This is a genomic window from Streptomyces sp. NPDC101151 (assembly GCF_044768335.1).
In the GTDB taxonomy this organism is placed as follows: domain Bacteria; phylum Actinomycetota; class Actinomycetes; order Streptomycetales; family Streptomycetaceae; genus Streptomyces.
Genome location: NZ_JBIWPP010000075.1, coordinates 1 through 13,070, shown reverse-complemented (window position 1 = coordinate 13,070; position 13,070 = coordinate 1). Strand labels below are relative to the sequence as shown.

General features: G+C 67.1%; 10 protein-coding genes and 1 pseudogene. 1 reads left to right on the top strand and 10 read right to left on the bottom strand.

What is annotated here, in order from left to right; translation table 11 throughout:
- Positions 1-347: 347 nt before the first annotated feature.
- The 7 genes and pseudogenes from ACIRU3_RS46305 to ACIRU3_RS46275 form a co-directional block, all read right to left on the bottom strand.
- A complete protein-coding gene (locus tag ACIRU3_RS46305; RefSeq protein ID WP_404070282.1) occupies positions 348-1,313 on the bottom strand; it encodes an IS3 family transposase in 966 nt (321 codons plus the stop codon).
- Between the two features lie 59 nt (positions 1,314-1,372).
- Positions 1,373-2,743, bottom strand: coding sequence for an IS110 family transposase (locus ACIRU3_RS46300; protein WP_404070278.1), 1,371 nt, complete (start codon positions 2,741-2,743; stop codon positions 1,373-1,375).
- A gap of 267 nt (positions 2,744-3,010) precedes the next feature.
- Entirely contained in the window at positions 3,011-3,394 is a 384-nt protein-coding gene (locus ACIRU3_RS46295) for a hypothetical protein (RefSeq protein WP_404070276.1), read from the bottom strand.
- Positions 3,395-3,589: 195 nt separating this feature from the next.
- Positions 3,590-4,714 carry a hypothetical protein gene (locus ACIRU3_RS46290; RefSeq protein ID WP_404070274.1) on the bottom strand — a complete coding sequence of 375 codons (1,125 nt, stop codon included), beginning with the start codon at positions 4,712-4,714 and terminating at the stop codon, positions 3,590-3,592.
- 1,292 nt (positions 4,715-6,006) lie between these two features.
- Positions 6,007-6,303 carry a hypothetical protein gene (locus ACIRU3_RS46285; protein ID WP_404070272.1) on the bottom strand — a complete coding sequence of 99 codons (297 nt, stop codon included), beginning with the start codon at positions 6,301-6,303 and terminating at the stop codon, positions 6,007-6,009.
- The gene (locus ACIRU3_RS46280) at positions 6,284-6,655 is read right to left on the bottom strand and encodes a transposase (RefSeq protein WP_404070270.1); all 372 of its coding nucleotides are present in this window, start codon (positions 6,653-6,655) and stop codon (positions 6,284-6,286) included. The genes ACIRU3_RS46285 and ACIRU3_RS46280 overlap by 20 nt, the downstream gene beginning before the upstream one ends.
- 164 nt (positions 6,656-6,819) lie before the next feature.
- Positions 6,820-7,722 (bottom strand): annotated as a pseudogene (locus ACIRU3_RS46275) (DNA-directed RNA polymerase subunit alpha); the annotation flags it as partial.
- Positions 7,723-8,902: 1,180 nt separating this feature from the next.
- On the opposite strand from ACIRU3_RS46275, the gene ACIRU3_RS46270 reads away from it, so the two are divergent.
- On the top strand, positions 8,903-10,537 hold the full coding sequence (locus ACIRU3_RS46270) for a glycosyltransferase family 2 protein (protein WP_404070268.1): 1,635 nt from the start codon (positions 8,903-8,905) through the stop codon (positions 10,535-10,537).
- Positions 10,538-10,635: 98 nt separating this feature from the next.
- Here ACIRU3_RS46270 and ACIRU3_RS46265 read toward each other — a convergent pair whose 3' ends face one another.
- The 3 genes from ACIRU3_RS46265 to ACIRU3_RS46255 form a co-directional block, all read right to left on the bottom strand.
- Positions 10,636-10,959: a transposase gene (locus tag ACIRU3_RS46265; protein WP_404070280.1), complete on the bottom strand. Its 324-nt coding sequence runs from the start codon at positions 10,957-10,959 to the stop codon at positions 10,636-10,638.
- A gap of 513 nt (positions 10,960-11,472) precedes the next feature.
- Entirely contained in the window at positions 11,473-11,838 is a 366-nt protein-coding gene (locus ACIRU3_RS46260) for a transposase (protein WP_404070266.1), read from the bottom strand.
- Positions 11,839-12,209: 371 nt separating this feature from the next.
- A complete protein-coding gene (locus ACIRU3_RS46255; RefSeq protein WP_404070264.1) occupies positions 12,210-12,344 on the bottom strand; it encodes a hypothetical protein in 135 nt (44 codons plus the stop codon).
- Positions 12,345-13,070: the final 726 nt, after the last annotated feature.

The following is a 13,070-nucleotide window of genomic DNA, read 5'->3' as shown; positions in this document are numbered from 1 at the left end:
ACTTCGCAGTGGCCTCCTGCCAGGGCAGATGGCGACAACGGCCGTACAGGGTGGGTTGGTTGAGCTTCACGATGAGCAGGTAATGGGCCTTCTTGGCCGAGCACCTCGCGCAGGCAGGGGACCTCATTTGTTTTGCCGGGGATCCGCAGCTGTGCGACGACCTGGTCGTCCTGGTCGATGACGGCCAAAGGATGAGCCGCGGTCCGCGTCCGGGTGCGCGAGCCCCGGGCGCTCTTCCCGTCTGCGGCCAGCCGCACTGGACGGTCACGCTTCGTACTGGCGGGCCGTAGCAGCACGGCCAGACCGTCGGGGCGGAAGATTTCAAGTCCAGTGAGACGGTCGTGACGCTATGAGGTTTGTGGTGCGGGCTGGTGGCGCTTGGCCGGGTCGTTGATCCAGGCGGTCTGGGGTATCTGGGGTGGCCGGGGGCGGCGGCCGAAGCGTTCGGGGTGGCGAGCGTATGCCTCGGCGAGGGTGACGGCCCGCTGGTCGCGGACCTCTTCGGCGGTCCCGAAGTGCACGGAGGCGGGTGTGTGCCAGCCGATGCCCGAGTGCCGGTGCTCGTGGTTGTAGTACGCGATGAACGAAGCGAACCACTCGCGGGCGTGGGCCAGCGAGTCGAACCGTTCGGGATAGTCGGACATGTACTTCGTGGTCTTGAAGTGGGCCTCGCTGTAAGGGTTGTCGTTGGAGACCTTCGGCCGGGAGTGCGATCTCGCCACCCCGAGATCGATCAGCAGCTGGGAGACCTTCTTGCTCGTCATCGACGTGCCCCGGTCGGCGTGCACGGTCTCGGGCACGACCCCGTTGCGGGCGATGGTCTCGCGGATCAACTCTTCGGCCCGCTCGGCCGATTCGGCCGCCTCCACGGTGTGGCCGACGATGTAGCGGCTGAAGATGTCGATGATGACGTAGGCGTGATACCAGATCCCCTTGGCCGGCCCGGCCGCCTTGGTGATGTCCCAGGTGAACACCTGCGACGGGCCGGTGGCCACCAGCTCCGGCACTGTCCGGGCGGGGTGGGTGGCCTGTCTTCGGCGCTCGCCGGACTGGTCCTTCTCACGCAGGATCCGGTACATCGTGGAGACGGAGCAGTGGTAGCGCCCGGCATCCAGCTCGCGGGCCCAGATCTGGGCGGGCGCAAGCTCGGCGTACTCATCGCCGTTCATCAGCTCCAGCACCGCAGCGCGCTCTTCGTCCGTCAGAGCCGAGGGCTGGACTTGCGGTTTCCTGGGCTTTCGTTCCGTTGGGGGCCGCAGCCTGCGGTAGTGGGTGGCACGCGAGCGGTCGGTCAGCCGGCACGCGGCGGTGATGCCCAGCGCGCGCTCGACGCCGCCAAAGGCATCGTCCGCGACCGGGGCGGCGGCGCGCGTCAGTCCGCGCCCTCGGAGATCATTTCCAAGAGCGCGGAAGCTGAGATGTGAATCCAGAGTCTCGCGGGCATCGTTGAGTCCGGCCTCGCGGGGAGGCCGTGCGTGTCCCGGGCCCGGTTCAGACGGGATCGGTCCCTGCGGGTTCGATGGTGACCTCGAAGCCGAGTGCTTCGAGCTGGGCGGTCAGCCGCCTGGCGCGCTGATCGGGGCTGAACCGCCTCGCTGCCCAGTCGGGGCCTAACTCCCGGTAGGGCACCCGGTCGTGGACGATGTGCCGGTGGGCCACGACGATGTCGTGACGGGTCGCGCCGAGTGCCTTGAAGCCGCCTGCCCGGCCCTTGATCTGCATGTGATGCGCGAGCAGGTAGGTGCCCTTGGCCTTCACCGCGCCCCAGGCCGCCTCGGTCAGCGTGGCCTTCAGCCACTTCGGCCCGGGCCTGGCTGCGGCCGCCCTTGCGCTTGCCGCCCGACGCATGATTGCCCGGGCAGAGCCCCGCCCAGGAGGCGAGATGGGCCGAGGACGGGAAGGCGGACATGTCCAGACCGATCTCGGCGATCAGCACCTGGGCGACCTTCGCCCCGACCCCGGGGATGGTCTGGATCAGCTCCAGGACCTCCTGGTGCGGGGCAAGCCGGATCGCGATCTCCGCATCGTAGGCGTCGAGCCGCTGCTCCAGCCCGTCGATATGCGCCAGCAGACCGCGCACGATGACGCCGTGGTGCTCGATGCGGAAGCGGTGCTCGAGGGCCTCCTCCAAGGCCTCCCGCTTCGAGCGGAGCCGTCCCTTGGCCAGCGCGGCCAGCTCCACCGGCGAGGTCACCCCGTCCAGCAGCGCCTCCAGCACGGCCCGCGCGGTCTTCGACCACACCTGCGAGGCCACCGAGGTCAGCTTGATCCCGGCGTCCTGCAGCACCTTCTCCAGCCGCTGGATCACCCGCACCCGCTCCTGGGACACCGCCGTACGCGCCCGCGTCAGATCCCGCAGCTCCCGGAACTCCTGCACCGGCACGAACGACGGACGCACCAGACCGCACTCCAGAATCCGGGCGATCCACACCGAGTCGGCGACATCGGTCTTGCGGCCGGGCACGTTCCGCAGATGTGCCGCGTTCACCAGCCAGCAGGTGAACCGCCCCTCCAACGCGGCGAAGACGGGCTTCCAGTACACCCCGGTCGCCTCCATGCCGACCAGCTCCACCCCCTCGCAGGCCAGCCAGTCACCCAGAGCGGCCAGCGCCCGCACGGTCGTCTTGAACGTCCGGGTCTCCGTCGCCCGTGAACCCCTGCGCTGCCCCGGTGAGCGGACCGTCGCCACCACCGTGTCCCGGTGCACATCCAGCCCGGCACACCGCTCGAAGAGCACCTGCATCCCCGGCCTCCTCCCTGACAGCACCCATCAACGTGCCGCCCGGAAGGGGCCTACTGATCCAAAGAGTCTGAGATTCGCGCTCGCAGCAGCAGTCAACAATCCCTCAAGCCCCAGCGTCATACTTTTCCCCGGACTCGTGGATACCAAGCGTCACCGACGTCTGCCCGGACCACACCCCACCAGCATGCGAGCGGCGCGACAGAGCACTCAACCCGCGCATGGAAGCCAACCGACCACCGGCCAGAGGCCGTTACGCGCCCCGGATTCTCATCCCGCCACGGTGCCGGCGCGCAGCGCCGCCATGGGTACTTTTCCCATGACCTCCAGCGCCGCCTTGTTCCGCGCCAGTTCCTTCTCCAGACGCTCCACCTGACGGCGCAGTTTCTCGTTCTCCGCCTCGGCAGCCGGCTTCTTCGGCCTCGCCGGGCTCGTGCGCTTGTCGACCAGCTTCTCCAGCGCCCCAGCATCCCGCGCAGCCCGCCACTCCTTCACATGCGAGTGGTACAGCCGCTCGCGGCGCAGGATCGCGCCCTTCTCGTTCTTGGGAGCAGCGTCGTACTCGGCCACGATCCGCAGCTTGCACTCGGGACTGAACGTGCGGCGCTTCGGCCGGGGAGCCGGGTCGGATCCGGCGGGGATGGTGCTGGTCATGAGGGGTGGTTCTCCTGTCGTGCCCTCTCAGACTAACCCGCCGAAGCGGGGCGTCTCACCCAAGGCTGACAGAGAGGGCTCCGCCGTCAAGGGACAGACGCGAGAATACGTGCCACGCGCGTGTTTCCGTCACGATCTCCAGACAAGTGATGTTGGGCCGAGCCCCAGGGTTGCTCGTGCGCGAGGGACCTCAGGTCAGGGAGCTGCCACGGGCTGTACGAGGAGGCCCGTCCCGTACCAGCCGGCAAACACCGCGCCGCTCGCGTAAACGAGCCAGCGCAGCTGCCAATGAACCCGGCTCAGGGGTGCTGCAAGTGGCAGCAGCAGGACCGGCAAGAACGGCAGCATGAAGCGGGGCTTGGAGTACTGCGCGCCCGACGTGCCCATCATCAGCGCCCAAGCACTCGCGACCAGCAGTACCAAGAGCCAGGGCACGCGTCGGTCCACGCTCAAAGCGGCGGTACCGATGGCAGCCGCGGCAATCATTGTGAACACGGCCGTGTACCGCACGTCCGGCGAATGCGCCCCAGCGGCGTCGCGCAGGGCGATCAGGGTGGCCCTGCCGAAGTCAAAGGACTGGTTCCACGCCCTCTCCGCTTCGAACCATCCGGTGGCCGAGCCGATCCTGCTGCCGAGGAAGAGCCAGCTGCCGACCACCCCCAACGGGGCAATCGCCAACGTGGCCAGCGGCCGGGAGCCGTCGCGGCGAGCCATCAGCGCCGCCATCGCCGCCAGGCCAGCGACCCCGACAAGCACCACTGCGGTGGGACGTACCGTTCCGGCAAGCGCGCACAAGAGTCCCGCCGTCCCCCAGCGCCGCGCGAACAGCGCAACGAGCGCCCACATCAGCACAGCCGTGAAAACAGCCTCCGAATACGGGATCCAGAGCACGAACGCGTACGGCGAGCACGCCCACAGCGCCACGCACACAAACGCAGCACGGCATCCGATGATGGCCCGAGCGAGTGTGTGCACTCCGCTTGCAGCGACCGCCCCAGCCACCCACGACACCAGCATGCCCCCGTATTCCACGGGCAGACCCGCCGCCAGGTGCAGCCCGCGGATCAGCGTAGGGACCAGAGGAAAGAACGCGAGAGTGTTAAAGTCGGGGGCCCCGTCGGCACGGTAGACGAGGTGGTCGGGGTAGCCGTGCGCGGCCACGGCGAGGTAATTCACCGCGTCCCAGCGGCGCAGCAGACTCGTCACCCCGTAGCCGAGATACCGGTTGAGCAGCAAAAGGACAGCGAACCCCAGGCCGGAAAGCGTCAGATAGACAACCATCGCGATGTATGTCTCACGCCACAGGAAAGTGATGCGCACAGGCTTCCGGCGAACCGTCCCGCCAAGGCGCTCCAGCCGATGGCCGGGCGTGCGGATAGCATTTGGCCAGCCCCGAACGGCCACAGGTACTCCCAGACGGTGTATCCAGGTTGGTGGGTGGTCAGCGGCGGTATACCGCCAAGGCGACCGTTGAATGCAGTCTCCCTGAAGGCGGCCGCTGGATCGTTGCTTCCTCAGGGCTTGACCATCTCTATGAATCGCGCGGTCTCCTTGGTGTCGACCATATGGAAGGGCTTGTGCAACGGGCACTTTGTTGCACTCCGCCCGGGCACGTGGTATACGGGACAAGGCTTACCAGGTACATCATGCAGGTCTGGGCAACGGCTCGATCGAGGGGAGATATTCGACCGCCTGGGCTAGAAACGGCCTGGCTCTGTTGGCGATCTTGTGCAGGGATCAGCCAGCGGCAGTGCAGAGTGCGTTGATATGACGTGATGGTCGCGGCGTGCGGGCCGGCCTCGTTGTTTCACAGCGGCAGTCGGTTGATCTTGCGTTCGTGATGTCGCGTGCCCTGTCCGGGGACGGGGGCCGGTCAGGGGCACTGGTCGGCTGGCGTGCCGGATGACGCCACCTTCCACGGGCCCGGGGCCTGCCGGTGGCCCCCTCTCGGCGCTCGATGTGATCGTTCGTGCCGGTCGTGGGGTGCGGCAGAGCGAGGGTGCGCCGGAAGGCGCGGATGATGATGTCAGCCCAGGGCCAGGTGTCGGGAAGCTTCAGGCGTCGTTTCCGCCGACCGCGGACGAGGCGGGCGGGCGCGTGGAGAACGCGGTAGCGCACCGTCTTCAAATGGCCCTGGCCATCTCGCCGTCCAGGGCGAGGAGTTGGACCCGGCAGCGGCAGCGGCGGCGGCGAGGGTCGTGGCGGTGAGTCAGGCGGCGTTTGGTTCAGCTCGCACGAGGGCAACAGGCCGATCCCGGAAGCCCTCTGATCGCGGATTTTGGGCTCGAGGCTGGCGTGCTTGCGGTGCCGGCCGTCCACGTGGGCGATCTGCCCTGGCGAGGGTTGGTCGCGAGGGTCTGGTAGCGCGCCTCGTGCTTGATCTCGTAGGCGCCAGCGTCCTGGGCATAGCGGAGGTGGAGGGGGTCATTGCGGGCGATCACCCGGTGGTGCGAGGGCCGGCTCGGCAGTTCGCCGAGCAGGGCGGTGATGTCGGCGACGAACGCGGCCCCACGACCGACGCCATCCCGGCACCTCCACCGACGAGAACAACCAACGGCCCGAGCCTGCCTCACCGAGGCTGAACCTATACCTCACCTGCGGAAACTCGTCGTTCACATTCGGTACGACAACAGCTTCTCACGGATCCACACCGGGGCGCCGGGGGACCAGGCGGCCCGACACAAGGCCAGCGCGTCCTGGCCGAAGACCTGGGCGAGCCGCTCCCGCTTGGTCTTCGACGACGGCATCGTCCAGCCATCGACGCGCGGCCCGTAGCGTTCGGCGAACTCGGCGACGTCGATCACCCCGGCCAGCCAGGACGGTGCCGCCACCGCCAGAGCCTCCAGCGCCGCCCGTACACTCTCCCCGGCCAGCTCGGTGCGGTTCAGGTCACGGACCGCGCTGATCACATGGGTGGAGTCGGTACGCTGCCTGCCACCGGCCTTGACCAGCGGCCTCGCGGCAGTGCTCCAACAGCCGGTCGAAGAGCATCTGTTCCATCCCGTCACCGGCCAGCCGGGCACGGAACCTCGACAACGCGCAGAAGTCGAAGCCGGTATCGGACAGCTCCGCGCCCAAGGCGTACTTCCAGGACAGCCGGTCCCGCGCCGCCTCCGTGGCCTGCCGGTCGGTGAGGTTCTCGGTGAACTGCAGCACAGTCACGAGCAGCGCCGGGGACTGGGCAGGAGCACCACGACCGGGAAACGCCCCGGCGAACAACGCGTCATCGAAGACCTCGGCCAGGTGGTCGCGGACCCGCATAGGAAGACTTCCCTTGGGGAAGGCGGCACGGGCCGTACGCACCGTCTGTTCCGGAATGGGCGGCAGACCCCCAGGCCGCATGGACACCGCCCAACCCCCTGCGGCCGAGGCAGACAGAACGACCGCACCGACGATCATGCCGAACAGCCCCAGACCGCCGCAGGCAATTCAGCAACGGAGTCGTCGATGGACTTGGCACCGAAGTTGCGCATATCGAGGAGGTCGGACTCGGAGCGGGCAATGAGCTCACCCACGGAGTGGACGCCCTCACGCTTGAGGCAGTTGTAGGAGCGGACGGTGAGTTCCAGTTCCTCGATCGGCAGCGCGAGGTCGGAGGCCTCGGCGGGGTCAGTGGGGGACGAGCCCATGTCGATGCCCTCGGCGTCGATGTTCAGCTCGTGTGCCAGGCCGAACAGCTCGCCCAGGGATTTGCCGGCGGAGGCCATGGCGTCGCGGGGAGACATGGCCTGCTTGGTCTCGACGTCGACGATCAGCTTGTCGAAGTCGGTGCGCTGTTCGACACGGGTGGCCTCGACCTTGTACGTGACCTTCAGCACCGGGCTGTAGATGGAGTCGACCGGGATACGGCCGATCTCGCGGCCCACCTGCTTCTTCTGCGCGGAGGAGACGTAGCCGCGGCCGCGCTCGACGGTCAGCTCCATCTCCAGCTTGCCCTTGCTGTTGAGCGTGGCGAGGACCAGGTCGGGGTTGTGCACCTCGACGCCGGTCGGGGGCGCGATGTCGGCGGCGGTGGCCAGACCCGGGCCCTGCCTGTGCAGGTGTATCACGACCGGCTCGTCCTGCTCACCGCTCACGACCAGTTGCTTGATGTTGAGGATGAGGTCGCTGACGTCCACCTTGAGGCCCGGCACTGTGGTGAACTCGTGCAGGACACCGTCGATGCGGATGCTGGTGACAGCAGCGCCGGGGATCGATGACAGGAGGGCGCGGCGGAGTGAGTTGCCGAGTGTGTAGCCGAAGCCTGGCTCCAGCGGCTGGATCACGAACCGGGAGCAGAACTCGTCGGCGACCTCTTCGGTCAACGAGGGACGCTGAACGATCAGCACGAGGTATTTGCCTCCAGTGTTCGGCGCCCGCCATGTCGAGCTGTAGAAACCACGAAGGGTACGGGCGGTTCGGCCTCCTACCCAGGAGGTAGCAGGTGGCCACCACGCTGACCACGGCCTGCTCGAGCAGCGACGGGTCGCGTCCAGGGAAGTGATCTAACGGCGTGGCGCGTCGCAGCAGGGGCGTGTTGTGTCGAAAAATTGAGACGGGCACCGGTCGATCCTTCGAGAACGGACGAAGATCTTGAAGGGAGACCGATGACCGCATCTGAGAGTGTGCCGTTTGCCGTGTGGCTGGAGGAGCACCTGGCCTCGGCGAGTCCCGATCTGCCTGCGGCGGATGGTGAAGACTTGCGCCCAGACGCCGATGTCCGCGCTTCGAACCGGTGGTACAGCCACACGCATTGACTGATGATCTCCGGCGAGACGTGGAAACCCCGTACTGCGGCGTATCCACGAGCAGGCTCTCCAGCGATCCGACCAGGCGGATGATCATGTCATCCGAGAGGGGCAGGGTCCGGCCATGCCGCGGTGCGCGATTCGCCACCCTACCGGTATTGTCGAGAAGCAGACTCCTTCCGCCTGAATATCAGCCGTGGGTCGAGATGGCCGTCCTCCGCCCAGCGCTTCCACTGGCTAAGCCGTGTCCACCGCGCTTCGGGCCGCCTGGGGGTATCCTCTGACTTGCTGCCGCTCGCATGATTGTCAGTCATGGTTGTACTGACGGTTCATCCGAGCCTGCGCGAAGTGAGGGGCAGGTGCTCCGGTTGCGATTCAGTCGGAAGGTATCTTCCCACCGTCGTTGCTCGAGCCCTGGTGTATGTCATCAGGCTCAGAACCCATTTCAAAATGCCTTGGCTGGAGTCTTTTTCGCATGTAGATCACGGGAGTGAGACCGCTGCGGCGGCTGGCGTCCCTCTGCTCGGGCTGATGTGGGATTTTGTCAAAGATCCTCCAATTCCGTTGCGTTTCGGCGTGTTCTTTTCTCTGTCGCTGCTTGCCGGTCTAGGCTCCAGGGCCGACGGCGAGATTCACTGGCGACTCCCGCTGCAGGCGCCGGACCCACCTTGAGTGATCCGACCGTCCATGGATCACTCACCGACCAGGACGGCGAACACGTTGCCGCCCGTGCCGCCGGGCATGGGCTCTGTCCAGACCGGAAGCCGCTGGAGGCAATTGCATGAGCATCCCGGACGTCACCGTGGTGATCAATGTCCACAACGACGCCGAACGTCTCTCCCGTGCTGTCGCCTCCGTGCAGCGGCAAACCCACACCAATCTCGAGATCGTCATCAGCGACGACTGCTCAGCGGATGAGACGACGGATATCGCGTGGCAGTTGTCAGGTGAGGATCCCCGTGTACGCGTGATCCGCCTGGAGGAGCACAGCGGCGGGTACGGTGCGCCCCGTAACCATGCTATGGAGATCGCCCGTGCGCCGTATCTGATGTTCCTGGACAGCGGCGACGAACTCCCTTTCAGAGCCGTGGAATTGCTGCTGTCCGCACACAGGGAGCAGGAGAGCGATATTGCCATGGGCGCGGTGGAGCGAATTCGGGCAGGCAGTGGACAGAGTTCGGTATGGATGCCGCAGCTGGTGGCTGAGCGTCGCACGCTCGATGGCATTGAGAGCGACCCCCGGCTAATCCGGGCGCACCTCTCGGTCGGCAATATGTATGCGCGCACCTTTCTCCACCGGTACGGTCTGCTCTTCCCCGAGGGCATCCGCTATGCGGCCCGGCTGTTTTCGGCTCAGGCGTACTGCATGGCCAAGGCGTTGACTATTATCTCGGAGCCGGTGTACCGCTGGCACACCGCACCGCAGACGGATATCCAAGCCACCCAGCGGCTGGGAGACGTCGGTGACCTCATCCAGGTGCAGCAGCTAGTTCACGCGTTTTTGACCGCGAGCTGCCACGAGTCGCTCCGGGAGGACAGGGATTACCAATTCCTCAGGTACGACTTCAGTGGCTACGTCCGTGACCTGCCGTTCCGGGACGGACAGTGGCTCACTGCTTTCGCGGACCTGGTCAACCCCTACCTCGCAACTCTGGGCGCGGGTGTGTACGCTCGCCTGCCGCGTGCACAGCGCGTCGTCCTCCAGCTGATCCGTGACCGTCGTCTGGCTGACGCGCAGCTTGCGTCGCGGGACCTGGGCCGTGCAGCCGCACCCCGACATACGGCCACTGATGTCGATGGACGGGCGTACTGGGGCGAGCGGATCCCGGAAACGGAGGAAGCGCGCCGCGAACTGGACGTCTCCGATCTGCACTCCCGCTCCTTCGGCAGTGCGCAATTCCGCCACGAGATCGTGGAGGTTGTGCGCGGATCGGGTGCTTGCATCAACCTGGGCATCCGTATGTACGACCCCGGGCTGCGCCTTTGTGTCGGTCTGCAGTCGGCGACCCTGCTCTGTGCTGTCGTTCAGCGTCCTTTGGCGGCGCCATTCCACCTTTCTCCCGTCCGGGCGGGCGTGTTCGAAGGCCGGGTTACCCTCGATCTGGCGGCGGTCCCATTTCCCCTGGGCGGCCTGGACGGCGTACGCCGCCCCCTGCTGCGCCTTGAACAGCAGGGCGTGTCCAACACCGGTCCACTGCTGGCCCCTGTGGGCCTCCAGCCGCTGGCCTCCTGCATCAGATATCACCGGGGCATGGCGCCACACCAAGTCACAGTCGAGCTGGAAGGCCGAGGCCCGGGCCGCCTGCAGGTGCGGTGGGAGCCTGCGGGAATGATGAGAGCGGCCCGATGGGTGGCGAGTGCCTTCAGCCGCGGTCTGCCCAAGAACGGCTCCGGTCAAGGTGGTCGCTTTCGTTGATACGGCATCGGGATGGCCGGCCCCAGTACGGTGCACCGGCACGCTGGCGGTGAGGGGCCGTGGGGCTCCACCTGGAACCTTCGAGGATGTCCCGGTCTTCAGGTCGGGGAGGGGTCGGATGCCTGCGGAGCGGAGCCGGATCGCCGGCAGGGCGATCCGGCGTCCGCCTCGGTCAGCGTGGCCTTCAGCCACTTCGGCCCGGGCCGGCTGCGGCCGCCCTTGCGCTTGCCGCCCGACGCATGATTGCCCGGGCAGAGCCCCGCCCAGGAGGCGAGATGGGCCGAGGACGGGAAGGCGGACATGTCCAGACCGATCTCGGCGTGGTGTCGGTGATCAAGACACCGTAATCCACAGGTGAGGGGCGCCGGCTCTGCTGGTCGGGTGCCCAACTCGCCACACCCGCACGTTTCGTGAGCCGTCACCTCCACCAAGATCGCTGCGACTCCGAACCGGAACGCGTAACCCTTGATCACCTGCACCACGTCGCAGGACACCACCGCCCGGCGCCAGCTGGTGCGGGGAACGATCGTCGAGGGTGTGAGACCGGCTGAGGTACTGCCTCAGCGGGCAGCCTGGTCCGAACAATAAAGTCGGTCAGGTTGGTGTCCTCAGGCTCCGATGGGTTCGAAGCGGTCGGTGGGGCCGAGGGCGTTGGCCTGGCTGGTGATGCGACGGAGGGTGGGCTCGGGGTCGTGTCAGGTGTAGTGGACGGCGCCGAGGTCGTGGAAAGGGGCGTCGGCGGTGAGTGTGTGCCAGACGGCCGTCAGGAGTGAGTGCTCGAGGGCGACCAGCGCCTTCTTCTTGCCCGGTCGCGGCAGGAGTTTCCCGAGTCAACCTCTATGCCGTCAGAGGTGTGTCGGCAGCTGTGTTTATCTTGCTGTTGGCTTGGTGGACGGCGTGCTCGTAGCAGGTGCCGTCGCGCCAGCAGGCCCACATCACCCGCAGCCAGGCGCGGGCCAGGATGCGGACGGCGTGCGGATGTGTCTTCTTGCGGGCCCGGGCGTCGTTGTAGATCTTGGCGGCCCAGTCGCTGCCGTGCCGGCTATTGTCGGCAAGGTGGTCAGGGCGACGCGGGCTCTGCGGTTGGCCGCGAAGCGGAAGGCGACTGTGCGGGACTTGCCCGAGGCTCGGGTGACGGGGACGACGCCGCCTTGGGCGATGAGCTGTTCACAGGTCTGAGCGCGTTCCAGGATCGGGCCGATCGCGCCGATGACCTGGCCGAGGCTGACCTTACCGATGCGTGGCATGGTGGCGAACAGCGGTGTGTAGGGATGGGCTGCGGTGGCCTCGGCGATGGCCATGTCCAGGGTGCGGATGGTCGCCCGTGTCCCCTGCACCGGCTGGACCTGGACACGGACGAGCTGATCGACAACAGCGTTACTGAGGCGGGAGGCCGCCTTCGGGGCGGCGCGCAGGCGCTCGATCTGGCCGCTGCCGGGCTGCCGGCCGCGGAGTAGCCGCGGCGCTTGCACCAGGCTTCGAGGCGCCCGGCGGTGAGCCTGGCGGCCTTGGCCGAGGTGGGGTATCGCTCCAGGAAGGCCGAGGCGATGTCGCTGTCGAGGTTGGAGAAGACGGCCTTGCCGCCGGGCCAGTGCTCATCGAGCAGCGCGGCGAGCTGGTTGACGGCGGCGACCTTGGCCTCGATGTGGTCGGCCCGTTGCCGGGTGAGGGCTTACAGGTCGAGCGTGGCCTGCTCGGTGGGCTCCAGCCTCGGCAGCAGGTGGCCGTCGGTCCGCAGGTAATCGGCGAGCTTCGTGCTGTCGCCCGCGTCCGTCTTGGCCTTGGAGGCGCCCCAACGCGCCCGCATCGCGTGGAAGGCGTTCGGTGTACAGGCACGATCGGGTGCCCGGCGGCCGGCAGCCGGTCGACGGCCGGTCGTTTCCCGCGGAGTGGTGCAGGGGATCAAGCTCTGTGCGTTCCGGTTCGAGGCCCATGGCGATCTCTGCGGAAAGCCAACACCACGAAGCGTGCCGGTAAGGCGAGTTGGACACCAGATTGGGCGCAACCACCGTCCCTGGCCTGCGGATTCCGGTGTCTTGATCCCCTACACCACCGGGCGGGACGCCATCCGACGGCCAGGTCTTGGACGTCCCGATGGCGACGGGCAGATCGGCGGGATCGCCGTGTTTGCGCAGCCGCGCGAGGGTCTTGGCGAACCCTTCCCCGGTGTGGGGCAGTTCCCACCGGTCGATCCGCTTGCCGGTGTCGTCCATGACCGTCACGTCATGGGTCTCGGTCGCCCACCATCCGATGAACACGTGCGTCGTACTCCAAGGTCGTACACGGAGCACGTGCCCGGTGGTGAGGTCGTCTGTCGGGAGCTCATTAATCGGCCCTCTGCGTGGCGTGTCCCTGAAGCCGATCAGACGGCCTCGGCTCGGTGGGGCCGGCGGAACTCATGCAGGCCGTCGAGCGGCTTCGCCGCACTGGCCATGCACCAGGGCTCTTGCAAAGTCGGATTTCTTGGGTGTTTCCGTTGGTCATCGGGGGATGCCGAGGAGGTCGAGCGGGGCGGTGAAGGGTTCGTAGGACA